This window comes from Mucilaginibacter aquaedulcis, from assembly GCF_030409325.1.
GTDB classification, from domain to species: Bacteria; Bacteroidota; Bacteroidia; order Sphingobacteriales; family Sphingobacteriaceae; genus Mucilaginibacter; species Mucilaginibacter aquaedulcis.
In genome coordinates this window covers 36,649-62,451 of record NZ_JAUFPR010000003.1, presented here as the reverse complement: position 1 = coordinate 62,451, position 25,803 = coordinate 36,649, and the positions used below count along the sequence as shown (strand labels likewise).

General features: G+C 41.3%; 18 protein-coding genes and 4 tRNA genes. 19 read left to right on the top strand and 3 right to left on the bottom strand.

Features of this window, described 5'->3' with window-relative positions; translation table 11 throughout:
• The first annotated feature begins 82 nt into the window (after window positions 1-82).
• From rny to QWZ01_RS15460, 3 genes are all read left to right on the top strand, one after another.
• Window positions 83-1,648 carry a ribonuclease Y gene (rny, locus tag QWZ01_RS15470; RefSeq protein WP_290324740.1) on the top strand — a complete coding sequence of 522 codons (1,566 nt, stop codon included), beginning with the start codon at window positions 83-85 and terminating at the stop codon, window positions 1,646-1,648.
• Window positions 1,649-1,719: 71 nt separating this feature from the next.
• A complete protein-coding gene (locus QWZ01_RS15465) occupies window positions 1,720-2,274 on the top strand; it encodes an Mpo1 family 2-hydroxy fatty acid dioxygenase (RefSeq protein ID WP_290324738.1) in 555 nt (184 codons plus the stop codon).
• A 102-nt stretch (window positions 2,275-2,376) separates the two neighbouring features.
• Complete coding sequence (locus tag QWZ01_RS15460) at window positions 2,377-5,640, top strand: TonB-dependent receptor (protein WP_290324737.1); 3,264 nt, start codon at window positions 2,377-2,379, stop codon at window positions 5,638-5,640.
• 81 nt (window positions 5,641-5,721) lie between these two features.
• Here QWZ01_RS15460 and QWZ01_RS15455 read toward each other — a convergent pair whose 3' ends face one another.
• Entirely contained in the window at window positions 5,722-7,155 is a 1,434-nt protein-coding gene (locus tag QWZ01_RS15455) for an APC family permease (protein ID WP_290324735.1), read from the bottom strand.
• Between the two features lie 153 nt (window positions 7,156-7,308).
• Between QWZ01_RS15455 and QWZ01_RS15450 the strand changes: the two genes are divergently transcribed.
• Window positions 7,309-8,943, top strand: coding sequence for an ABC-F family ATP-binding cassette domain-containing protein (locus QWZ01_RS15450; protein ID WP_290325770.1), 1,635 nt, complete (start codon window positions 7,309-7,311; stop codon window positions 8,941-8,943).
• Window positions 8,944-9,052: 109 nt separating this feature from the next.
• Here QWZ01_RS15450 and QWZ01_RS15445 read toward each other — a convergent pair whose 3' ends face one another.
• Complete coding sequence (locus tag QWZ01_RS15445; RefSeq protein WP_290324733.1) at window positions 9,053-10,807, bottom strand: bifunctional lysophospholipid acyltransferase family protein/GNAT family N-acetyltransferase; 1,755 nt, start codon at window positions 10,805-10,807, stop codon at window positions 9,053-9,055.
• Window positions 10,808-10,884: 77 nt separating this feature from the next.
• Here QWZ01_RS15445 and QWZ01_RS15440 point away from each other — a divergent pair, with 77 nt between their 5' ends.
• From QWZ01_RS15440 to QWZ01_RS15430, 3 genes are read left to right on the top strand one after another with little or no spacing between them, the layout of a single operon-like run.
• Window positions 10,885-11,742: a ComEA family DNA-binding protein gene (locus tag QWZ01_RS15440; RefSeq protein WP_290324732.1), complete on the top strand. Its 858-nt coding sequence runs from the start codon at window positions 10,885-10,887 to the stop codon at window positions 11,740-11,742.
• Complete coding sequence (locus QWZ01_RS15435; protein ID WP_290324731.1) at window positions 11,739-12,266, top strand: adenine phosphoribosyltransferase; 528 nt, start codon at window positions 11,739-11,741, stop codon at window positions 12,264-12,266. The genes QWZ01_RS15440 and QWZ01_RS15435 overlap by 4 nt, the downstream gene beginning before the upstream one ends.
• 21 nt (window positions 12,267-12,287) lie before the next feature.
• Complete coding sequence (locus tag QWZ01_RS15430) at window positions 12,288-12,749, top strand: hypothetical protein (RefSeq protein ID WP_290324730.1); 462 nt, start codon at window positions 12,288-12,290, stop codon at window positions 12,747-12,749.
• A gap of 140 nt (window positions 12,750-12,889) precedes the next feature.
• Here QWZ01_RS15430 and QWZ01_RS15425 read toward each other — a convergent pair whose 3' ends face one another.
• The gene (locus tag QWZ01_RS15425; protein WP_290324728.1) at window positions 12,890-13,990 is read right to left on the bottom strand and encodes a PAS domain-containing sensor histidine kinase; all 1,101 of its coding nucleotides are present in this window, start codon (window positions 13,988-13,990) and stop codon (window positions 12,890-12,892) included.
• A gap of 247 nt (window positions 13,991-14,237) precedes the next feature.
• Between QWZ01_RS15425 and QWZ01_RS15420 the strand changes: the two genes are divergently transcribed.
• The 12 genes from QWZ01_RS15420 to QWZ01_RS15365 all read left to right on the top strand — a co-directional run bounded on the left by QWZ01_RS15420 (window position 14,238) and on the right by QWZ01_RS15365 (window position 25,749).
• Window positions 14,238-15,674: an MBOAT family O-acyltransferase gene (locus tag QWZ01_RS15420; RefSeq protein ID WP_290324726.1), complete on the top strand. Its 1,437-nt coding sequence runs from the start codon at window positions 14,238-14,240 to the stop codon at window positions 15,672-15,674.
• Between the two features lie 2 nt (window positions 15,675-15,676).
• Window positions 15,677-16,639, top strand: a complete 963-nt coding sequence (locus QWZ01_RS15415) for a hypothetical protein (RefSeq protein ID WP_290324725.1) — start codon at window positions 15,677-15,679, stop codon at window positions 16,637-16,639.
• Window positions 16,640-16,812: 173 nt separating this feature from the next.
• Window positions 16,813-17,988, top strand: a complete 1,176-nt coding sequence (locus QWZ01_RS15410; RefSeq protein ID WP_290324723.1) for an acyl-CoA dehydrogenase — start codon at window positions 16,813-16,815, stop codon at window positions 17,986-17,988.
• Between the two features lie 556 nt (window positions 17,989-18,544).
• On the top strand, window positions 18,545-21,730 hold the full coding sequence (locus QWZ01_RS15405; RefSeq protein ID WP_290324721.1) for a SusC/RagA family TonB-linked outer membrane protein: 3,186 nt from the start codon (window positions 18,545-18,547) through the stop codon (window positions 21,728-21,730).
• Window positions 21,731-21,749: 19 nt separating this feature from the next.
• Window positions 21,750-23,246, top strand: a complete 1,497-nt coding sequence (locus QWZ01_RS15400) for a SusD/RagB family nutrient-binding outer membrane lipoprotein (protein ID WP_290324720.1) — start codon at window positions 21,750-21,752, stop codon at window positions 23,244-23,246.
• A gap of 171 nt (window positions 23,247-23,417) precedes the next feature.
• Window positions 23,418-23,609 carry a 30S ribosomal protein S21 gene (gene rpsU / locus QWZ01_RS15395; protein WP_183568293.1) on the top strand — a complete coding sequence of 64 codons (192 nt, stop codon included), beginning with the start codon at window positions 23,418-23,420 and terminating at the stop codon, window positions 23,607-23,609.
• Between the two features lie 86 nt (window positions 23,610-23,695).
• Window positions 23,696-24,607, top strand: coding sequence for a tyrosine-type recombinase/integrase (locus QWZ01_RS15390; RefSeq protein ID WP_290324713.1), 912 nt, complete (start codon window positions 23,696-23,698; stop codon window positions 24,605-24,607).
• 14 nt (window positions 24,608-24,621) lie between these two features.
• Window positions 24,622-24,969, top strand: a complete 348-nt coding sequence (gene hpf / locus QWZ01_RS15385; RefSeq protein ID WP_290324711.1) for a ribosome hibernation-promoting factor, HPF/YfiA family — start codon at window positions 24,622-24,624, stop codon at window positions 24,967-24,969.
• Between the two features lie 253 nt (window positions 24,970-25,222).
• Window positions 25,223-25,295 (top strand) — tRNA-Thr (locus tag QWZ01_RS15380).
• A 65-nt stretch (window positions 25,296-25,360) separates the two neighbouring features.
• A tRNA-Tyr gene (locus tag QWZ01_RS15375) sits at window positions 25,361-25,441 on the top strand.
• An 82-nt stretch (window positions 25,442-25,523) separates the two neighbouring features.
• Window positions 25,524-25,596: transfer RNA gene (locus QWZ01_RS15370), tRNA-Gly, on the top strand.
• Window positions 25,597-25,677: 81 nt separating this feature from the next.
• A tRNA-Thr gene (locus tag QWZ01_RS15365) sits at window positions 25,678-25,749 on the top strand.
• Window positions 25,750-25,803: the final 54 nt, after the last annotated feature.

Sequence of the window (25,803 nt, the reverse complement as noted above, 5' to 3'; positions counted from 1 at the left end):
AGTTTTTAAATACATGATACTTAAAAATTAGTTGCGGTTTTTTTATTTATATAACTACATAACCTTACCCTAAAAAAAGAAGATGGACGTATTATTATACATTATTATTGGGCTGTTGATTGGTGCCATTGTGGGCATCGTCATCGGCCGTTTCCTGTTGCGGAAGCTTTTCAAAGACCAGGAAACATCGGCACAAAACAAAGTGAAAAAGATACTGAAGGATGCCGAAAACAATGCCGAAATTCTGAAAAAGAACAAGCTGTTGGAAGCCAAAGAGAAGTTTTTACAGATGAAGGCCGAGCATGAGCAGGAAGTTAACACTAAAAATAACACCATTAATCAGCGCGAAAACGGTGTTAAACAAAAGGAGCAATCGTTAAACCAGCGTTTGGAGAATATGAACCGCAAGGAAAACGAGCTTGACAATACCCGCAAAAACCTGGAAAAACAAACAGAAATTGTTGTAAAAAAACAGGATGAGGTAGAGCATCTTAAAAACTCACACGTGCAGCAATTGGAAACAATTGCAGGTTTATCTGCCGATGAGGCCCGTAACCAGCTGGTTGATACCCTGCGCGAAGAAGCCCGCACCAAAGCCATGATCCAGATAAAGGATATTGTTGACGAGGCTAAGCTTACCGCTACCAAAGAGGCTAAAAAGATAGTTATCCAAACCATTCAGCGTACCGCTACAGAAAGCGCCATTGAAAACACGGTATCAATTTTCAATATCGAAAATGATGAGATCAAGGGCCGTATCATTGGCCGTGAGGGTAGAAATATCCGCGCGCTGGAAGCAGCTACCGGTATCGAGATCATTGTTGACGATACGCCGGAAGCTATCATATTATCAGGCTTTGACCCGGTTAGGCGCGAAATTGCAAGGCTTGCCATGCACCGTCTGGTAACCGATGGTCGTATTCACCCTGCCCGTATTGAGGAGGTTGTGGCCAAAACCAAAAAACAAATTGAAGAAGAGATAGTAGAAATAGGTGAGCGCACCGTGATCGATCTGGGCATCCATGGTTTACACCCGGAGTTGATCCGTATGGTTGGCCGTATGCGTTACCGTTCATCATACGGGCAAAACCTGTTGCAGCACTCACGTGAGGTAGCCAACTTCTGCGCTACTATGGCTGCCGAGCTTGGCTTAAATGTTAAGCTGGCTAAACGTGCGGGCCTATTACATGATATTGGTAAGGTACCTGATGATAACCCGGAACTGCCACACGCTATTTTGGGTATGCAGCTGGCCGAAAAATATAAAGAACATCCGGAAGTTTGCAACGCCATTGGCGCTCACCACGATGAAATTGAGATGACCTCCATGTTATCACCAATAATTCAGGCTTGTGATGCTATTTCGGGCGCACGCCCAGGCGCACGCCGTGAGGTGGTGGAAAGCTACATCAAACGTTTAAAAGAACTGGAAGAACTGGCATTATCATACCCTGGTGTTGAAAAAACCTTCGCTATACAGGCCGGCCGGGAGTTGCGCGTGGTAGTGGAGAGCGAGAAGATCACCGATGCGCAATCAGAAGTGCTGGCGGCTGATATCTCCAACAGGATCCAGACCGAAATGACCTACCCTGGTCAGATCAAAGTTACCGTAATCAGGGAAACCCGCTCGGTAGCATTTGCAAAGTAATTAAATAAAGGATAAAATAAACGAACCCTTTCTGCCTCAAAAACAGGAAGGGTTTTTATATTAGAATAAAAATGAGTTCAGGTAAAATATCAAATTCGGCACAAGGCAAGGCATCGTCAAAAACAAACGGCGATGATGGTAAGCGCAAGGTTGATATTTATTTTGCTAAATACGCCGAAAGTCATCAAAACTCAAGCAACGAAGCCATCCATTTTATCTGCATACCGCTAATCATATTCAGTTTGATGGGGCTTATATGGTCTATTCCGTTTCCGTATCTTAAATTTTTAGGCAGTTATAACGGTGTTTTTAACTGGGCATCATTTTTAATAGCATTTAGTATATACTATTATCTGAAACTTTCACCCATATTGTCATATATCATGCTGCTGGTTTTATTCGGCTTCAGTTATGCCATTATCGAGCTTGAACAATGGCACAAAGCGGGTGGTCCGGCGCTATGGCTGGTGTGCTTTATTATATTCGTTTTTGCCTGGATAGGGCAGTTTATCGGTCATAAGATAGAGGGGAAAAAGCCTTCTTTTCTGGACGATCTAAAATTTTTGCTGATAGGCCCAATTTATCTTCTCCACCTCATACTTAAAAAGTTAAAGATCAAGTATTGAGGCTCAGTTTTACTTTATGTTAACACAAGGGATTAAATATAATCTCTTGTTAACATAGGGTTAATATTGTAGCCGAACCTTTGTGTTCACAAATAAACACAAATGAAAAAGCTTTACTTTATCCTTTTATCAGTACTGATTATTGGTGTTGCTAACGTTGCCAAGGCGCAAATTACGACTTCATTAGTTAGCGGAAAAGTTACCGACCAGAAGGGCGTTACGCTGCCTGGGGTAACCGTTACCGTGTTAAACACAAGTACAGGCACCCGTTACGGTGCGCAATCAAACAGCGATGGTCGTTATACGATTGCCAACGTTAACCCAGGTGGCCCTTACACCATTTCTGCTTCTTTTGTTGGCTTCAAAAAAGATGAGAGAACAAATATTACCTTAAGCTTAGGTACTACAACTTTAAACTTTGCATTGGCCGATGAAACTACAACTTTAAAGGAAGTAAAGGTTAAAGCTACTGCTGGTGGTACTAAAACAGGTGCAAGCACCCGTATTGGTCAAAACCAGATCCGCACTGCGCCATCTATTAACCGCAGCTTGCAGGATTTAACCCGTAACACTCCTCAAAGTAACAATAACTCGTTCCAGGGTACCAACTACCGTTACAATAACGTAACGCTTGACGGTGCCATCAATAACGACGCGATTGGTTTTAGCCCATCATTAGGTGGTCAGAACAATGCTTCGGGCCAGGTAGGTAGCAGTACCCGTACAAGCCCGGTATCGTTAGATGCTATCCAGGACATACAGGTATTGGTTGCTCCTTATGATATTAAAATTGGTAACGTATTGGGTGGTAGTATCAACGCGGTAACCCGTAGTGGTACCAATGACTTCACCGGTTCAGTTTACGGATTTGGTCGTGGCGCGTTTTTAGTTGGTGCAAATAATGCCGCTGCTGCTTCTGGTGGCGACGGTTCAAAATTGCCAAGCAGCTTCCATGATTACCAAACAGGTATCCGCGTAGGTTTCCCTATCATCAAAAACAAATTATTCTTCTTTACAAACGAAGAAATTGCCCGCCGTGTTGATCCTGTGATCCGTGGTGCTGGTACTACAGGTGCAAACCAGATTTTGAGCTTACAGGATGCTCAAAACCTTGCTGCAGCTTTTAAAAATTATACAGGTGGCATTGATCCGGGTACTTATAACAACAGTACTATATTCTCAAATTCAAACAAGTTCTTTAACCGTTTGGATTGGAATATCGATGATCACAACCAGTTAACTATCCGTAACAATACCATCACCTCTAAAGCTACTAACTTAGAGCGTGACCAGCAAAACTTCCGTTTTGGCGGTATTGACTATACTTCACATAACAACTCAACATCAACAGTTGCCGAGTTAAAATCAAGATTTTCAAACAGCGTGAGCAATAGCTTGGTATTAGGTTATTCAAACGTACATGACTTCCGTGATCCTAACTCTGATCCTTCTTTACCACAGATCGAGATCACTGGCCGTGCTCCAGGTAGCACTATATTTATGGGTACCGACCGTGAGGCCGCTATTTTTGATATGCACCAGAAAACTGCTGAGTTTACTGATAACTTAACCTGGACTAAAGGAAAAAATACTTTCACTTTTGGTACACACAACGAGTTTTATAACATTACTTATAACTTCGTAAACGCCTGGAATGGCCGTGTTGCTTACAGCAGCATTGAAAACTTCCTTGCTAACGTACCTTCACGCGTTCGTGCTAACTTTAACTATACAGACAACACCCGCGATTATATATTAGATAATCCATCAGCTAAGTTTAAAGTTAACCTGTCAAGCGTATACGGTCAGGACGAAATTCAGTTAACTGATAATTTCAAACTGACTTTAGCTTTACGTTTAGATTATGCAGGTGTACCTAACAAACAACCTTTAAGCGATAAAACAACAAACGCTCCGGTTGACCCGAACTACGGCAACACATTTACCTATACTAAACCAAGAGATATCAAACAAAATTACCTGAGCAACATTGAGATCAACCCTCGTGTGGCATTTAACTATGATATCAATGGCGATCAAAGCGTGATCTTGCGCGGTGGTAGCGGCTTCTTTACAGGTCGTGTTCCATTTGCATGGTTTGGTTACGCGTTTTACAACAACGGTGCTACTTATGGTGCTTATGATAGCAGAGCTGCTCAAAAACCAGGTACAAACCCGGTTCAGGTTGCTCCTAACGGTGGTTTAAATTATGTAAACCAACAAGGTTTCAACACTTCACCTGCTGGTGCTACCCAGGTGGATATGATTGACAATAACTTTAAAATGCCTCAGGTATGGAGAAGCAGCTTAGCGCTTGATTACTCAACTGATAACCAGTGGAAATTCACTGTTGAAGGTATTTACACTAAAGTTATTCATGACTTGAAGTTTCAACAGGTTAACACTAAGGATAGCGTAACTTACTACAATTACGATACCCAGCATCAACAGCCTATATTTGTTAACCAAAAAATTAACAACTCTTATACTAACGCTTATTTACTGTCAAACACCAGCCAGGGTTACCGCTATAGCTTAACTGCTCAAATTGGTAAAGTATTTCAGTTCAGCGATCAAGGTGCATTAAATGCAAACGTTGCTTATACTTACGGTCATTCAAAAGATGTTACCAACGGTATCCGTAACTCAATGGAATCAAACTGGCAGTTAAACCAGGCTTTAAACCCGAACAACCCGGGCTTAGCTAACTCAAACTTTGATATCCGTCACCGCATCGTATCAAACGTTAACTTCCGTCAGGATTGGGACGCTGCTAAAAACTATACTGCTAACTTCTCTTTCTTCTTTAGCGCACAATCAGGTAACCCATACACTTATGGTTTTTACCCGAATGCAATTGACGGAACAGGCCAACAAGTTAGTTTAGCTTACATCCCTAAGCGTGGCGAAACTGTTAACTTCTTCAGCGACGTTGTTGGTGGTGCTACTGCTGTACAACAAGCTGCTGCTTTTGATGCTTTCATTGACAAGAGCAAATATTTGTCATCACGTCGTGGCGACTTTACTCAACGTAACGGTGCATTTACTCCGTGGAACAACCAACTTGATTTCCGTTTTACTCAGGACTTTAAATTTGGTGGTAAACACAAACAGATGATCACCTTTACTTATGACATCATTAACTTAACCAACCTGTTGAACAAAAAATGGGGTCAGTACTATTTCTCGGCCAATACATTTAACTCAACTTCAAGCATTGGTTTAACGCCAAAAACTACACCGGCATTTGGTGCGGCATCAACAACCTATCCAAAATATACCTTTGCTGATCCGGGAGTACCATACTCTGTTGATTTGTTTGCTTCACGCTGGCAAATGCAGTTTGGTATCCGTTACAGCTGGTAATCAATATCAAACAAAACTAAACTCAATAACAAAGCCCTGTCAGGATATCCTGCAGGGCTTTTGTGTTTTGTATGCGGTTGGTTATTCTTGTTGATCAGATACTTCTCCGTACTGCTTTTTAAAATACCAGTAAAACGGGGCGCCGCTTAAAATAAGCAGCAGGCCAATAAGTGATGCCTCTGTTTGGGTAATCAGGGTGTTGATAACCAAAGCCACACAAAAAAACAGGATAATAAAGGGAATTACAGGGTAACCTATAACCTTTGTGGTGATGCGCCCGTTTCGTTTCATTTTAACCAGTCCCCAGGTGGCCAGCGCGAAAAAGGCGTATGAAGCAAATATCACCAGGTTGGTGATCTGATCAAACGTTCCGCTGCAAACCAATATAATACTCCAGATGGCCGAATAAAATAATGCGATGTGCGGCGTGCTGAAAGCCGGATGAATTTTGGCCGCTTTTTTAAAGAATACGTTTTCCTGCGCCATACGGAAATACACCCGAGGGTAGGAGATGATGCAGCCATTAAGTGCCCCGAAGGTACAAACCATGATTAGCAAGGCGATAATTACCGAGCCTGTTTTACCCATGATAATGCCCGCCACTTCGGCCGCGGCTATTTTATTGCTGCCTAACAAGGCCAGCTGCGAAACTGGAAGCACTTTCATGTAAGCATAGTTAAGCAATACATATAGTGTCATGGCGATGCCCACGCCGCCAATAATAGCCAGCGGAATATTGCGTTTGGGGTTCCTGATCTCGCCGGTGATAAAGGTGATATTGGCCCAGCCGTCATACGCCCACAAGGCACTGAGCATGGCTCCAAACAAACCGCTGAACAAAGCAACACCTTCCGGATGATGGTTAGCGCTGGCTTTTAAGGTTGTGCTTGCTACTACTGGATGGCCTGTGAATAACAGGCCCGAAATGATCAATAATAGCATACCCAATATTTTGGCAGTGGTAACTATGTTATTTAAAATACCTGCCTTGTTTATTCCACGGTAGTTTACCCAGGTTAATATGATGATAGTGAATACGGCCAGTAACTTAATGCCCGAATCGGCAAAGGGAAAAATAGATTCACCTATGCTGATGTTTTCAAAGGCAGCCAAAGGGTTAGGCAAGGGAACAAGCGTATTTACCGATTGCGCAAACACGAATGATAAGGCGGCAATGGCTCCGCTGCCTACGATGGTGAAGATAGTCCATCCGAAAAGGAAGGATATGAAGTTTCCGTAAATGAGTCTCAGGTATTCATATACGCCACCAGTTTGGGTGGTGAGGGTAGCCAGGCCGGCATAAGTAAAAGCGCCAAACATGGTAATGATACCTGCAATAATCCATGCCAGCAAAATGTAAGTTTCGCTATTAAGCGTTTGCGACATGGGTACAATTTTTTTGAACACCCCCGAACCAATCATGATTCCTGCTACGAGCAGTATGGCAGTAGGCAAACCAAGTACCTGTTTCAGATGTGCAGTTGAGGAGCCGGTATCGGGCTTGTTTTGTTCCATACTTATAAGGTGGTTTAATTGTTTACCGCAATATAATTGAATTAAGGTCATATTTTTTGATAGCATTGATGATTTAAGTTGGTGATGTTCATACTCCTGCCGTAATTCTGTGTGTTTAATTTATCTTTGCGCAAAAATCAATATCCCGATACTGTGATCAATATCAATAACATCTCCGTTTCATTTGGTGGAACCACCTTATTCAGTGACGTGACCTTCTCTATCAACGAGAACGATAAAATAGCCCTCATGGGTAAGAATGGTGCAGGCAAGTCAACCATCCTCAAAATTATTGCTGGCGCGGGCAAGCCTACCACCGGTAATGTAAGCGGCCCAAAAGATGCGGTAATAGCATATTTGCCTCAGCATTTGCTCACCCATGATAATGTTACTGTTTTTGAAGAAACGATGAAGGCTTTTGATGAGGCCAATCAGATGCAAAAAGACTTGGAGGAACTGAATGAACAGCTTACTATACGTACAGATTATGATAGTGATGAGTACATGAAGCTGATTGAAAAAGTATCGGAACTGAGCGAAAAATTTTATTCGCAGGAAGAGGTTAATTATGATGCAGAGGTAGAAAAGGTGCTGAAAGGCTTAGGTTTTGAACGTAAAGATTTTACCCGCCAAACTTCCGAGTTTTCGGGCGGCTGGCGCATGCGTATAGAGCTGGCTAAAATTCTGTTAAAGAAACCAGATCTGATCTTACTTGATGAGCCTACCAACCACATGGATATCGAAAGTATCCAATGGCTGGAAGATTTCCTGGTAAATTCGGCAAAGGCAGTTATGGTTATCTCACACGACCGTACTTTTGTTGATAACATTACCAACCGTACCATTGAGGTTACCATGGGCAGGATTTATGATTATAAAGCTAAGTACACCCATTATCTCCAGCTGCGTGCCGACCGCCGTTTGCACCAGTTGAAGGCCTATGAGGAACAGCAGCGTTTTATTGCCGATAACCAGGAATTTATAGACAGGTTCAGAGGTACATACTCCAAAACCTTGCAGGTACAATCTCGCGTAAAGATGTTGGAGAAGTTGGAGGTTATCGAGATAGATGAAGTTGATACTTCGGCATTGCGATTAAAATTTCCGCCCTCACCGCGTTCCGGTCAATATCCGGTAATGGTTGAGGATCTGACTAAGACCTATGGCGATCATGTGGTGTTTGAGAAAGCGGCTATGGTAATAGAGCGGGGCGAAAAAGTAGCTTTTGTTGGTAAAAACGGTGAAGGTAAATCAACCATGATCAAAGCCATTATGGGTGAGATCGATTTTGAGGGAACCTTAAAAGTAGGCCATAATGCAAAAATCGGCTACTTTGCCCAAAACCAGGCAGCCTTGTTAGACGAGAATTTAACCGTATTTGAAACCATTGACCAGATCCCTTTAAGTGATGGCACCATCAAGATCAAAGATCTTTTGGGCGCATTTATGTTTAGTGGCGATGATACCACCAAAAAGGTAAAGGTACTTTCTGGCGGTGAAAAAACGCGTTTAGCCATGATCAAGCTGTTGTTGGAGCCCGTGAACGTGCTGATCCTGGATGAGCCAACAAACCATTTGGATATGAAGACTAAGGACATTATCAAGGATGCCTTAAGGGATTTTGATGGAACGCTGATCCTGGTATCTCACGACCGCGATTTCCTGGATGGGCTGGTGAAAAAAGTATTCGAGTTTGGTAATAAGCGTGTCCGTGAACATTTTGAGGATATTAAAGGATTTTTAGCCTACAAAAAAATGGACAGCTTAAAGGAGATTGAGCAAAGGTAGATAGCGAGGGGAGAACCGGAACGGTACTTCCTTTTGTTACCTGTATATATGATACCAAAAAGCCTGCAAATTTTTGATTTGCAGGCTTTTTATATTGTTTTTTGTACTGTTATAAATTTTTGCCCAGTTTTTCCAGTATATCCTGCGGCACTTTTTCCAGGTCAAGCACCAGGAAACCATCCAAACAATCAGCAAATTTAGGGTCGATGTTAAAGCTGATGATCTTGGCGTTAAGGGCAATGTATTGGCGCAGCAATACTGGCACTTTCATGTTGCGGGTTTCCACTTCCGATATCAGGTTGTCGAGCCCTTTAAATGAATCTTCGCCGGCCATCAGCAGGTCGGTATCTATCTTGGCAAAATCAACCTTGAATTTTTTGCGTGGCTTAACGTACTGCGCCATCTCATGATCAAAGTGGTTACGATTGATGTAATCAACAATAAGCGATTTAGAGAATTTAGAGAACGAATTGCTGATACTTACGGGGCCAATCAGGTAACGGTAACGTGGATTATCTATCAGGAATTTTAAAATACCTTTCCACAGTAAAAATAGTGGAAGCGGTTTGGTTTGGTATTCTTTACGGATCCATGAACGGCCAAGCTCTAAACTTTTGCGCAGTACAGGTGTAAACTGTGTTTTGAGTTTAAACAGCTCGGTGATATAGAAACCTTTTTTGCCTACGCTGTAAAATATCTCATCGCCCAAACCAATGCGGTAGGCGCCTACGATCATTTTAGCTTCAAAATCCCAAATGAACAAGTGGTTGTAGTAAATATCGTACTCATCAAGGTCGATACTTTTGTTGGTACCTTCGCCAACTTCCCGGAAAGTTACCTCGCGCAGGCGACCGATCTCCCTAATCACATTCGGAATAACCGAGGTAGGAACGATGAAGACTTCGTAATTCTTCTCTGTCCACACCTTATAGTTTTCACGAAGCGGCTCTATTTCTTTTTCCAATACGGCCTTGTCCATTTCAGTGGCTACAGCTTCGGGCAGGCGCTTTATCTTAAATAAATTCCTCGGGCTAAATAATTTCTTTTCTTCCTCCAATCCGGTACCCAGTGCATAGGTACGGGCACGTAAAAAGTTAAGCAGCTTGGCGCTGTTGTTATGATCAGGGATATCCTCAACATTTATAGCCTTGCCAATACGCAGTTTAATGGTATGGCCATGCTTGTTAAACAGTTCAGACGGGAGTTTGGCTGTACGCAGGGCCGGGTGTATAAGGCTCAGCAGGTTAAACAGCAAGCCATTATTACCATGGAAGTAGATAGGAACAACCGGTACTTTTGCCTTGGCTATTATTTTACCAACTACGGGGTGCCATAGGCGATCGGTTACTTGTTTTTGCTCAACCTTAAAGGTTGAAACCTCACCGGCAGGGAAAATGCCTATTGGTGTACCATTATTTAAAAGCTCAAGCGTGTTTTTTAAACCGCTGATGCTTGATGAATGCTCTACGTTTTCAAAAGGGTTAACCGCAATAAAAAAGTCGCTCAGGTTAGGGATCTTTTTTAGCAGGAAGTTGGCCATCAGCTTGGCATCGGGCCTTGCCATCAGCAGCATCTTTAAAAGTACCATGCCCTCAATACCACCATATGGGTGGTTGGCAATGGCCACAAAGGCGCCTGTTTTGGGTATGTTCCTTAGCTCGCGCTCATCAAATTCAATATCAATACCGCAACCTTCTAAAATAGCATCAATAAACTCAATACCCTGTTTGGGTTGCGCTTGTGCAAAAAGGTCATTAACCTGGTTAATTTTCATTAGCTCCATCAATAAAGCGGCCAGGCCCGGCATTTTCAACTTATCCAGTTTGGTGGCTTTGGCAAACTCTTCGGTGGTTATTACTTTCATTTTTTATAAAGGGCGTGTTTTAATTAACTTATAAATATCCTGAAAATTTCTTTATTTTAACAATTGATAAACCTGTAATGAAGGCCCGTATAAAAACCTACCTGTCACTAACTAAAAAAGAATGGAACGGAATAGTAGTGTTTATTATTTTAATTGCATTGGTTTTAGCAGCACCTTACGTTTATCAAATAAGCAGCAAAGATAATATAATAAATTTTAATGAGTTTGATAAAGCCGTTGCACTGTTAAACCAGGGTAAAAAAGCGAGCCTGGCCAACAGTTATACAAGCAATGGTAACAGACCTGCAAATACCACACTGTTTAGTTTTAATCCCAATAATTTACCTGAAACCGAATGGTACAAGCTGGGTTTGAGTGAAGGCCAGGTGAAGGTGATCAAAAACTATGAGGCCAAGGGCGGCAGGTTTTATTCCAAAGCCGATGTGAAAAAGATCTACTCCATTTCGCTTGATGATTACGCCCGGTTGGAACCCTACATTAACCTCCCGGCAAGCTACCAAAAAGCCGCCCCGGGCGAGATCATTGAAATAAACAGTGCCGATTCGGCCAGGTTAACCCGTATCAGGGGAATAGGCCCCGCGTTTGCCATGCGCATTATCAGGTACCGGGAACGCCTGGGTGGGTTTTACAGCAAAGAACAGCTTAAAGAGGTATTCGGGATTGATGATACCAAATACAATGAGATCAAAAATGGCATTGCCGTGAATAATAAAACCATCAGCAAAGTAAATGTTAATAATGTCACATTTAACCAGTTGAGACGTTACCCATATTTGAGTTTTAAGCAGATGAACGCCATATTGGAGTATCACAATGAGCACGGCGATTATGAGTCAATTGATGATATGAAGAATATTGCCATACTTGATGACGGAATTTTGCGTAAAATTGGGCCATATTTAGTTTTCAAATGATAACCCAGCAAATAAAGAACGCTATTCGCGATATTCCGGACTTCCCCAAACCCGGAATTGTTTTTAAAGATATTACTCCCATACTGAAAGATCCGGTTTTGTGCGATAACATTGTTAACGCTTTTGTTGAGCAGTTAAAAGGTACACGCATTGATGTAATTGCCGGTATCGAAAGCCGGGGATTTTTATTCGGCCTTTCGCTCGCTACCAAATTGGGTGTACCTTTTGTTCCTATACGCAAAGCAGGCAAGCTTCCTTATACTATTAAACAAAAATCATACGAGTTGGAGTATGGTACTGCTGTTATTGAGTGCCATACCGATGCTTTTGAACCAGGGCAACATGTACTGATCCATGACGACTTGCTGGCTACCGGTGGTACAGTTACTGCCGCAAGTGAACTGATCAAAGAAATGGGATGCGAAATAGCCGGTTTTTCGTTCGTAGTAGAGCTTGGTTTTTTAAAAGGCCGTGAGCGGATTGCACCTATAAGCGATACGTTGGTGGTATTGGCCAGTTATTAAAAAATTGCATAAAAGATAACAATGACAACTACCTCAAAAGCATCCCTTGATGATATGGCAGGAGGCCTTTTCATGATGACGATCTTTACCGCAGTGTGGATAGGTTTGGCAGAGTACAACCTTAGGGGAAGAGATTATTGGGTAATTGGCATTGTGTTTTTAGCAATACTTTTAGTATTTGTAAGCCACTATTTTAAATTCGTAGGTGTATCCAAAGCCTTACCGGGTGTTTTGCCCGAGATAAAATCGGCAGAAGAAAAGAAGAAGGATAAATGGTTTATGATCATTTTTGGATTAGAAGGACTGGCCATCTTTTTATCAGCCAATGCACTCATCAATAGTAATCATTTCAACTACTTTGTACCTGTTGTGGCGCTCATAGTGGGCCTTCACTTTTTCCCATTAGGATGTTTATACAAGCGTAAGTTTGATCACTACATGGGAGTGTGGACTTGCATCATTGCTTTACAGGCATACTATTAACTTACCGGCAACTCCCCGTATTTGCAGTTATTGGTATTGTAGGTACCGGCTGTGCCATAGCCACCGCCGCTCAAGGAATCAGGATGATTGCGCAAGGCAGAAAAGCCATGAGTCAGATAATTATTGGCTAATTAATTCATTCAATCCTTGAATGAGATCACAAATATGGTTCCCTCGTTCACTTTGCTTTCAATACTGATGTGGCCGCCCAAACTGGTTACGTGGCTATGTACCAGATAAAGACCAATACCCTTACTGTCGCTATGTTCGTGAAATTTTTGGTTAAGGCCGAAGATGCGGTCTTTTACTTTTTCTATATCGAAGCCCATCCCTTCATCGCGGAATATAAGCTGATTTACGCCGTTTAAGTTTTTTGAAGTAATAGTGATGGCCGGCGCATCACCAACCTTAACATATTTTATGGAATTGGTGATGAGGTTAAGCAGGATGCTTTCTAAATAGTTTCTGTTAAACTTAATCTCTTTCACTTCAGAAAAATCAGCCGTGATGATCGTTTTTGAATTTGATACCAGCGAACTTAACGATTGCTTTACGGATCGGAGGCAACCATGAAGATTAAGCGTTTCAATCTCCACGTTTGAGGCATCCTTACTGATCAGGTCGTCTACATACTTATTTAGGGTTTCCTTCAGATTTTCCGTAGCCGATTTCAGTATGTTGATAAATTCAAGCGTTTCGCCATCATCGATCTTTGATACATCCAGCAAATTAAAAACTGATATCAGGTTACTCACAGGTGTGCGCAGATCATGCGAGGTAGTATAAGTGAGCTGTTTAAGATCGCGGTTGATTTTGGTTAAGTTGGCCAATAAGGTATTTCTATCCTCTTCCAGCTTCTTTTTGTGGGTGATGTTCTTAGCTATGGCAAATACAACCTGCTCCTGTTCAACCGGCATGGAGGTCCATGATAACCAAACTATCTCACCGCTTTTAGTTACATAGCGGTTTTCAAAATTTAGCAGAGGCTCATTCTTTAGCAGGTTTTCGCGGTTTCGGGCGGTAATATTCCTATCATCAGGGTGGATGAACGAACTAACCAGGCTCGAATACAGTTCTTCATTCGTGTACCCTAAGGTTTTTGAAACAATGGGGTTGATCTTTTTAAAATAGCCATCGTACCCGGTTATACACAACAGGTCGGCAGAAAGATCAAAAAAAAGCTCGAGGTTAAAAGCATCACTTTTGGTTAAAGCGTTGGCTTCTTTTAAAAATCCATCCATTGCATCCGTTCGTTTTATTCATTCACTACCTGTAAACAATATAAGAATAATATTTAAACTACATAAACAAATTGTTTACAGTAATACACAGCGAAAGCGGGCTTATTTGCTGAGCAGTATGCAATAATTGTAAATGTGACGAGCATCATTTTTCAAGGCTTACCATAGCATTACATTTAACAGGCCCAATTTAAACCGGAATTATTACCACGCCTAAAAACCACATCGTTGTTTTTAATTGATCCGTATGTTGTTTAACTCCATCAATTTCGCACTTTTTTTGCCCGTAGTTTTTGTATTGTACTGGTTTGTTACCAACAGGAGTTTAAAGGCGCAAAATATATTACTGCTTGCAGCCAGCTATTTCTTTTATGCCTGCTGGGATTACCGTTTCCTGTTCCTGCTTATTTTTTCAACGCTACTTGATTATTATACCGGTATAAGAATAGCAGGCGCCCGCAATAATAATTATAAAAAACTATGGCTTTGGATAAGCATAACGGTAAACCTGGGCTTTTTGACTTTCTTTAAATACTATAACTTTTTCTCTTTATCCTTTGCACAGGCGGCCTCCCAGCTCGGTTTCCGGGTTGATCCTTTTACCATAAAGGTGATATTGCCCATAGGTATCTCATTTTATACCTTCCACGGCCTGTCATACGTGATTGATATTTATAAAGAGAGGATAAAACCCGAACTGAACTTTGTTGATTACTCCGTATTTGTAAGTTTTTTTCCATTGCTGGTGGCCGGGCCTATTGAACGTGCCACGCACCTTTTACCACAAATTAAAAAGGAACGTGTTTTCGACTACACAAAAGCGATTGATGGGCTGCGGCAAATTTTGTGGGGATTGTTTAAAAAGATAGTTATTGCCGATCAGTGCTCCAGTTATGTGAACCTGGTATTTAATCATTCGGCGCAATTTTCAGGCAGCGAGCATATCGCTGCAGCCGTATTATTCGCCTTTCAAATTTACTGTGATTTTTCGGGCTATTCAGATATTGCATTGGGTGTGGCCCGCCTGCTGGGTATTGAGCTGTTAAGAAACTTTGCCTACCCATATTTTTCAAGGGATATTGCCGAGTTTTGGCGCAGGTGGCATATTTCGCTTTCGTCCTGGTTTAAGGATTACTTGTATATACCTCTTGGGGGCAGCAAGGGAGGTTTATGGATCAGGGTCAGGAATACGTTTATCATTTTCCTGGTAAGCGGTTTTTGGCATGGCCCCAACTGGACCTATATTATATGGGGCTGCCTCAATGCCATCTATTTTTTACCGCTGCTACTACTTAACAGAAACCGGACTAACCTTGAAATTGTAGCCCAGGGACGGTTATTCCCAACCTTGCGGGAGTTTATCAGTATAGTTTTAACGTTTGGTCTTACTGTTTTTGCCTGGATATTTTTCCGGGCGGCAGGTGTAAGGACGGCGCTGAGGTACATTGCAGAAATATTTACGAATCCTTTTCTGAGCAACCCGGTTAAGTTTAATATCCCACTCACAGTACTTATATGTTTCTTTATAGTGATGGAATGGTTAGGACGGGAGTATCCTTATGCCTTAGGTAGCCCCAATATCGCGTTCCCGAAATTTGTACGATGGTCATTTTATTACGCCATGATATTTTGCATCTGGTATTATACCGGGGCCGAGCAGCAATTCATTTACTTTCAGTTTTAGCCATGAAAAAGTTTATCCTCAAAGTGATGCTGTTTATATCGCCAATAGTAATAATGGCTATTGTAATGGAAGAGCTGTTACGGAAGATCCCTAATGATTATCAATATAAATGCAGCTATCTTGATCATCACTCCAATGATATTAAGGTACTTATTCTGGGTTCGTCACATGCTTATTATGGCCTCAATCCCGGGCTTATGAAATACAATAGCTTTAATGCCGCCTATGTTGGCCAATCGTTATATTATGATTGGCAGATCATTCAAAAGTATGATCATAACTGGCATCACCTGAAATTTATAGTGCTACCTGTCGATTATTTTTCGTTATATGGCAAAATTGAGAACAGCGTAGAAAGCTGGAGGGTTAAGGATTACCAGATTTATTATGGCATTCATAGCAGCCATTATACTGATCACAGCGAGATGTTGAGCAACAAGCTTTTACTCAATATCAGCCGTATTAAATCTGCATATTTTAATCATGACCCGGCGGTGTTATGCTCAAAACTGGGTTGGGGCACCGAGTATACCCTGCAAAAAAGGAAAGATTTGCAAAGCACAGGTAAGCTGGCAGCGCAACGGCACCTGCTTATACAACAAGGTTGTTTCGGCGAAAATGCGGCTATTTTAGGTGCTATAATTAAATATGCCGTAAAAAATCACCTTAAGGTGCTGTTGTATACATCGCCGGCTTACAAAAGCTATATCCAAAACCTCAATGCCCGGCAACTGAATAGTACCATAAATATCCTTAACAGTGTGAGTAAGCAATACAGCAACGTATTTTACTATAATCTGCTTCGTGAGGATTCTTTTGCCCAAACTGATTTTTATGATGCCGACCACCTTGATAATGTGGGCGCTAATAAGCTTACCCATGAAATTGACAGCCTGCTTTTAAATATCGAAAAACGGCCAGATAATGCGATTACAACCGATTTGGTTACCGCGACTGTCAGGTAAGGCACGGTTATTGAAAATAAATTTTCGGCGAAGTAAGGATATGATTATCGGGTTTAAATTAACTAAACCTATAATTTGTACCGGATACCAATTTGTACTTCTTTTTGCAGCTAATGTGCATGAAACTAAGCTGATAATTAATCCGTTACTTTGTGATAACCAATTATTAAAATATGAGTTCATTACTGACTGATACCCCTGCCGGGTTCGATTTTTCTATTAATGATAACCAGCGAATGGTGGGCCAGATGGCCAGGGATTTTGCCGAAAAAAATATTAAACCGTATGTAATGGAGTGGGATGAGGCTCAGCATTTTCCGGCTGAGTTGTTTAAGCAACTGGGCGAGCTGGGTATGATGGGCGTAGTAGTACCTGAACAGTACGGCGGCTCGGGCTTTGGCTATGCCGAATATGTAACCGTAATTTCTGAAATAGCAAGAGTGTGCGGATCAATTGGCCTATCATTGGCGGCGCATAACTCTTTATGTACCGGGCATATACTGGCCTTTGGCAGCGAAGAGCAAAAACACAAGTGGCTTCCCAAACTGGCTACCGCCGAGTGGCTGGGTGCGTGGGGGCTTACAGAATCAAACACCGGGTCGGATGCGTTGGGGATGAGAACCACCGCGGTGCTGGATGGGGATCATTACGTGGTGAACGGTTCAAAAAATTTTATAACCCATGGCAAATCAGGCGATGTGGCCGTGGTAATGGTGCGCACCGGAGCTAAAGGCGATTCGCATGGTATCTCGGCGCTTGTTATTGAAAAAGGCACACCCGGTTTTACCCATGGCAAAAAGGAAAACAAAATGGGTATGCGCGCATCAGAAACTACAGAGTTGATATTTGATGATTGCCATGTGCCTAAAGAAAACCTGTTAGGTAAAGAGGGTGAAGGCTTTAAACAGGCCATGACTGTATTGGATGGTGGGCGTATCTCTATCGCCGCGTTATCATTAGGGATAGCGAAGGGGGCTTTTGATGCCGCGGTAGCCTATTCAAAAGAACGTAAACAATTTGGGCAGCCCATCAGTAATTTTCAGGGAATATCCTTCAAATTGGCCGATATGGCTACCGAAATTGAAGCTGCAGAGCTACTGGTAATGCAAGCCGCCGATTTGAAAACAAGACATTTGCCTGTAACCAAGCAGGCAGCTATGGCTAAATATTACGCATCAGAAGTTGCGGTTAAGGTTGCCAATGAGGCTGTACAGATCTTTGGCGGCTACGGTTACACCAAAGATTTTCCGGTTGAAAAATACTACCGTGATGCCAAATTATGCACCATAGGAGAAGGTACAAGCGAAATTCAAAAAATAGTGATCAGCAGGGAAGTGCTGAAAGGCTGATATTTTAATTTATTCAGTTTAAATAAAAGGGATGATCAAAAGATCATCCCTTTTATGTTTCATTTGAAGTGTCATTTAATTGTCAGCTTTTTTTGGACTATTTTTTTGAAAATGTAAATTTTATGGAAATAATGAAATTTTGAATCTTTTGAACGATGCTTAAAAATCCTGACCGTGGAAATATTTTTTGTTGATTTGTATCATAAAAGATACTATTTATATGATATAATCATACTTGACAAAAAGGTGATTTTGGCACATATTTGCACCCCTTTAAATGATTGATAATTAAAAAGGTTAAATCAAAAAAAACGGGGAAGATACCTCGCGTATTTTCCCCGTTATAATTAACTGAATTAACTGTCTTATTATTAACTGACCGAAGTCTAAGACTGTCTTCAAACAGAATAAAATTCGGTTTGAGGGTGCGAAGTAAAAGAAAAAATTCTTAATAGTTAACAAAAAGTTTTGTCAGAGAAATATTACAAAACTTTATTTGTTTTAATGAACTCTGCGTTTAGTTTTGCCCGCTTAACTAATAACTAAGTTCTTTTAAATGAAAAAAAGTTTACTACTTATTTTGTGCACTTTCTTTATGGCTATTTCTCAGCTATATGCGCAAAATCATACCGTAGGTGGTGCGGTAACTGCGAAAGAGGATGGGTTGCCGCTTCCCGGCGTAACCGTTAAATTAAAAGGTACAACTACTGGTACCCAAACCAATGCCGATGGTAAATACTCGTTAAGTATTCCGGCCAATGGCACATTGGTATTCAGCTTCATAGGCTATAATGCACAGGAAGTTCAAATTGCCGGTAAAACCGCAATTAATGTGGTGATGCAGCCCGCCGCTCATGGCTTAAATGAGGTGGTTGTTACTGCATTAGGTATTTCCCGTCAGCAAAAATCATTGGGTTATGCTGCCCAGGCGGTAAAAGGCGATGACCTTACCGTAACCAAACAATCTGACCTGAATACAGCTTTGGCTGGTAAAATTGCAGGTGTACAGGTATTGGGTGGTTCGGGTGCAAAATTCGGTACATCAACCATTCGTATTCGTGGTGTTAACTCACTATCAGGCGGTAACCCAATTTACGTGGTTAATGGTGTTATTACCGATCCTAATGCTGTGAATAATGATGATATTGAGTCATTAACCGTTTTGAAAGGCCCAGCTGCAACAGCGCTTTACGGTCAGCGTGCTTCTGAAGGCGCGGTAGTTATCACGCTTAAAAAAGGTGTTGATAAAGGTGTTGGCGTTTCTATAAACCAATCAACAACTTTTGAAAAAGTTTATCAATTGCCAGATTATCAGAATGAATACGGCGGCGGTACAAGCCTTGACTGGAATACCTACACATACAAAGCAGGCTCATCTCCTGAAACCAATGCAAATTTCAATGGCGTAAAATATTATGACTACGGTGTTGACGAAAGCTGGGGTCCTAAAATGGATGGTACGCTGTATGCACCATGGTATTTCTGGGATCCAACAAACCCAGGTTATGGTAAATTGAAACCGTTTGTGGCCCAGCCTAACAACGTTCGTGATTTTTACAACACAGGTGTAACCTTCAATACCAATGCGGCGTTTTCAAAAGCTGCGGATAACTACAATTTGAGGGTATCTTACACCAATATCGATCGTACCGGTATTACTCCAAACAGCGATCAGAAACGTAACAACATTGGTGTAAACGGTGAGCTTAAGTTAACCAAGAAGTTAACAGTAAGCACTAACATCAACTTCTCTCAGATCAATTCAAACAACATTCCTCAGGAAGATTACGGAAAGCAAACTGCAGGTTCATTCAACCAATGGTTTCACAGGGATGTTGAAATGGATCAGTTGAAAAACTACCGCAGAGCTGATGGTACATTCACTTCATGGAACATTACCGGTCCGGATGATGTAACTCCTCACTACTGGGATAACCCGTATACTGAGGCTTACGTAAACACCAGCAAATCAAACAGCAACCGTGTATTTGGTAACATCACTGCAGCTTACAGCTTTACTAAGGATCTGACCCTGGCATTTATTGCCCGTGAGGATCTTTTGAACAGGGATGATAATTCACAAGTTGGTTCAGGAACCTTAAACCCGGATTCATACTTGCAAAGCCAGTACACCTACAAAGAGAATGATTATGTAGGAAGCTTATCATACAACCACGCATTCAATAATTTGTCTGTAAAAGCAGGTTTATATGCAGAAACACTTCAGGATAGGTACCGTTACACCAAAGGTAACACTAACGGTGGTTTAGCTATACCAGACCTGTATACCCTGAGCAACTCTGTTGACCCTGCAACTGCATTCAGCTACAATGGTATCAAAAGAGTAAACAGCTACTACGGATATACTTCATTAGGCTATAAGGATTTCTTATATCTTGATTTCAACGTACGTAATGATAAATCATCTACATTACCGGTAAACAATAACTCATACTGGTATGGTGGTTTATCAGGCTCATTCGTTTTTTCAGAACTGATGCCTAAGAACGACATCTTTACCTTTGGTAAATTAAGGGTTTCGGCCGCTAAAACGGGTTCAGATGCGCCTATCTATCAAATTTACAGCACTTATGCTACAAGCACTACACCTTATGGTGGTTCGCCTGTGCAAAACGTACCGAATACCTTATATAACCCTAACTTGAAGCCTTCGCTTTCAACTGCTTATGAAATAGGTACGGAGTTGCATTTTATAAAAGACAGGATCAAATTTGATTTTAACTACTACACCCGTAATACTAAAGATCAGATCCTTTCATTACCTGTTAACGGAACCTCAGGTTATTCAACCGCTGTAGTTAACGCCGGCGCCATTAAAAATCATGGTATTGAGTTAAGCCTTGGCGGAACACCTGTAAAATCAAAAGATTTTACCTGGAATGCTGATTTCAACATCTCCTTTAACCGCAACAAGGTTATATCAATTTATCCGGGTATAAACAGCCTGCAGGTAGCTCCTGACGGCCTGGGTGGTTATGGCTTATCAGGTGGAGACCAGGCAGCCGGTGCAAAAAGCTTTGGCTTTGTGGGTTCACCAAGCTTCAGTGTTAACGGTGTGCTAAACCAGTCATATGGTCAAATTGTGGGTTCTGGTTTTACACGTGATAAGAGCGGTAATATTGTAGTTGATGCTTCAGGTATGCCTATTGTAAACAACACTGTGAATTTAGGAAGCATGCTGCCTGATTACACCGGTGGTTTTACCAACTCATTTAACTATAAAGGATTCATTTTAGCTTTCTCCCTTGATTTTCAAAAAGGAGGCCGTTTTGTATCTATAACCCAACAAAATTTAAATGGCTCTGGTTTAGCCCTGGAAACAGTAGGCAACAATGCTAAAGGAAATCCTAAACGTAATGCTGTTGCCGATGGTGGCGGTACTTTAGTTGCCGGTGTGCATCAGGATGGCACCCCGAACACTACTTATGTAGAAACTCAGCAATTGTATGAGCAGGTTTACAGCCAAATTTGGGAGAAATACACTTTTGACGCTACTTATATAAAATTAAGAGAGGTGAGCATTGGTTATTCGTTCCCTAAAAAAATGTTAGGCAGGCTGCCTTTCCAAACAGCTTATTTTGGTATAACAACCCAAAACCCATGGATGATTTATTCAAAGGTTAAAGGTGTAGACCCATCACAACTGCAAAGCTCATTTTATGAAGGCGGTCAGTTGCCAAATACCAGAAACTTAGGATTCAACATTAAGCTAACATTCTAATTTGTTCAAAAGAAAAATCATGAAAAAATCATATATAAATAAATATATTGTAGGGGCTGGTATGATCATACTGTCTTCCTGCAAAGTGGGGGGAGATGTGAATGTGAGCCCTAATCAATCGCCTAATGCTGTTTCGGGTTTTATGCTTACCAGTGCTATCCAGGCAGTAGGTGGTATTAATGGTAGCGGCGCTGGAACAAACATCAACTCGTTTACTGGTGAGTTATATTCTCAATACATTGCCGAAACGCAATATACCAACGAGTCATTATTCTCATTAAAGCAATATGATTACCAGTCATATTACACAGGGCCGTTAACCGACCTAAAAACCGTAATTGCTGTAAATACAGATCCTGTTAAAAAAAATCAATCTATTGTTACCAGGTTTGGATCAAATAACAATCAGATAGCTGCAGCACGTATCCTTACCGCTTTCGTGTATTTAACTATAACCGATAGGTGGGGCGATATTCCTTACAGCCAGGCATTAAGCGGTGCTGCAAATTTTTCACCTGCATTTGACGCCCAAAAGGATGTATATGCGGGTTTAATAAAAGAGCTTGACCAGGCTCAGCAGCAGTTTGACAGCAAAGGCGACCTGGATGCTGGTGCCGATATTTTGTTTAATGGTGATAGCGGTAAATGGAAACGCTGGGCCAACTCATTACATGCTATCATGGCGTTAAGGCTTTCTAAAGTTGACCCAACTACCGGCCGTGCAGAGTTTGCAAAAGCCGTAGCTGCAGGTTTAATGACCTCTAACGATGATAATGCAACTTATAAATACCTGGCAGCACAAACTAATGAAAACCCTTACTTCAATAACTACCGTAACCGTTATGATTACGCGGTGAGCAGTTTAATGGTTAACACACTGCAAGGATTAAAAGATCCGCGCTTAACCGCTTATGTTGCGCCAACTGTTGATGGTACTTATGTAGGCTTACCTTACGGAACTTACGGTGGTGCGTTAAAATCATACAAAATTGGTACAAGAGATAAACCGGGTACGGTATCTCAAATTGGTGAGGCTTACTCAAGCCAAAACTCACCATCTGTATGGACTTCATACGCGCAGATATTATTTGCACAGGCAGAAGCCGCTCACCTTGGCTGGATCTCTGGTGGCGATAATGCAGCTGCCGATTTCTATAATAAAGGTATCACTGCATCTTTGGCTCAAAACAGCATCAACGGTACCGATGCCGCTGCTTATATAGCACAGGATGCGGTTAAGTTCTCTGCAAGTACTGCCATGGATCAGATCATGTTACAGAAGTGGATTGCAGGCTTCCTGAGCGATGGATGGGAAACATGGGCAGAATACCGCAGAACAGGCTTACCTAAGCTGCTTGACCCGGTTCCGGGATCATTGAGCCCTAACCAGTTCATTCCGCGCAGACAGCAGTATCCTCAAACAGAGATCGATCAAAACAAAGCTAATTACCAAACAGTAATTGGCCGTCAGGGTCCGGACGCTTTGGATACCAGGATGTACTGGGATAAAAAATAATATATCTATATATTATAGTATAAAACAAAGGCCACCCCGCAAAGGTGGCCTTTGTTTTATGAATGATTTTAGGATAGGGGAGGTTTAATAACTAAAATTGTGAATTTGTATTTGATATTCAAATAATTCTGCGTAGTTTTGCCCTCCCTTGAAAGGAGGTATTTAGGAATCATGATCATTATCAACGTTAAAGAAGGCGAATCATTAGACAAAGCATTGAAACGCTTCAAAAAGAAATTTGAGAAAACAGGTGTATTAAGAGAACTTCGCAGCCGTCAGGCATTCGAAAAAAAATCTGTAACTCGTCGTCATGTTGTTAAACATGCCATCTACAAGCAAAATATGAACTTAGAAACCGTTTAATTCTTTTTAAAAGAATTTTTCAGATTTCTTAACACTATATTAAAACTATTTGTACATTCATATTCTTGGATGTTCAAATAGTTTTTATGTTTTCAGAGCGTTTTATCCGGTACATTAAGTTTGAAAAGCGATACTCGCCCCATACAGTATTAGCCTATCAATCAGATCTGGATCAGTTCATGCTCTTCCTTAGCGATGCTGCAAGCCCGGAAACAAGCCAGGAGCCAGCTACTACCCACCCCAGTCAAATAAGCCATCATGACATCCGTAACTGGATGGTTGAGCTCATGGGCAATAAGCTTACTGCCCGTTCTGTAAATCGTAAAATGGCTACCCTGCGTAAATACTTTAAATTTTTGTTGCAGGAGGGAGTTATTTCCGAAAACCCAACATCAAAAATACGATCACAAAAAACACCCAAAAACCTGCCGGTAGTGGTAGAAAGTACCGAGCTTACTCAAATGCTTGATAACCGCGAAATATTTTCAGATGATTTCTCGGGCCAGCGCGATAAACTGGTAATTGAAATACTGTTTGGCACTGGTATGCGTCTGGCCGAACTGCTGGGCCTTAAAGATCAGGATATTAACGATTATGAAGGTACCCTGAAGGTATTGGGTAAACGAAATAAGGAACGGATAATTCCTATGAATACCGAGCTTAGGATATTGCTGAGTGATTACCTGGAGTTAAAGAAAAATCAACAATTTCATAACAATTCCGGTGCTTTAATCGTTACAACTAAAGGAGCTGATGCTTATCCGAAACTAATATATTTAATAGTGCAAAAATACCTCTCCAACATATCAACCCAAAATAAGAAAAGCCCGCACGTACTGCGGCACACTTTTGCAACAACCTTGTTGAATGAAGGTGCCGATTTAAACTCAATCAAAGAACTTTTGGGCCATGCCAATCTGAGCGCAACCCAAATTTATACACACAATTCAGTTGAAAGATTAAAGTCTATTTACAAACAAGCCCATCCAAAGGCGTAATCAAAGGAGGAAACATGAAAATTACAGTGCAATCAATTCATTTTACCGCAGACAGGAAATTGTTGGATTTTATTCAGAAAAAAGTTGATAAACTTGATACTTTCTATGATCAGATAGTTAGTGGTGAAGTTTACTTAAAGCTTGAGAATGTGGAAGATGAGGCCAATAAGATAACGGAAATTAAATTGTTACTTCCCGGAAACCAGATTTTTGCAAAAGAGCAATGTAAAAGTTTTGAAGAAGCAACTGATTTGGCAGTTGAATGCCTGCGCAAGCAGATAGAAAAACATAAACAGAAGAAAACAATCGCTGATGCTGCAGCCAAAAAGGCTATCCTGATGACGGCAGAAGACGATTTTTAATATAAAAACGGCGTTTTTAAGCCAAAAATCGGCAGGTTTGAAGCCTGTCGATTTTTTTTGATAAAAAATTTTGCACGGGACAAAATTTTCGTAGATTTGCAATCCCTTTCAGAGAGGTGCCAGCGTAGTAAAATACCCCGGAAAACTTTTATAAAAATAGTTCTTTAAAATATAAAAAAGGTTATTAGTTTTGCCGCTCGAATTTGATAAGCCACTTGAGGTTTTGAAAAGAAGAAAAGGTAAATAAACATAAGCCTCCTTAGCTCAGCTGGTAGAGCGACTGACTTGTAATCAGTAGGTCATTGGTTCGATCCCGATAGGAGGCTCAGTTTTTTTCGGATAGAAGTGTTTAGCTTCAATCTTGGACATTTCCAATCCGAAATCAACTAATGGGGGGATACCAGAGCGGTCAAATGGGACGGACTGTAAATCCGTTGCTTCGGCTACGAAGGTTCGAATCCTTCTCCCCCCACTGGAAAATTCCAGCATAAAACTAAATTCTGAATTCTGAGTCACATTAGAGTTTAGAGTTTAGTTTTTGGAATTTAAAATAAGCGGAAGTAGCTCAGTTGGTAGAGCGATAGCCTTCCAAGCTATAGGTCGCGAGTTCGAACCTCGTCTTCCGCTCGGTTACAGTAGGCAGTTGGCCGTAAGCAGTAAATAACTGCAAACTAAAAACTGACAACTGCAAACTAAAGCAAAACATAAGCCGACGTAGCTCAGGGGTAGAGCACTTCCTTGGTAAGGAAGAGGTCATGGGTTCAAATCCCATTGTTGGCTCAATAGAATAAAAGAGAATACATTTTTAAGTATAAAATTAACCTACAAATAATA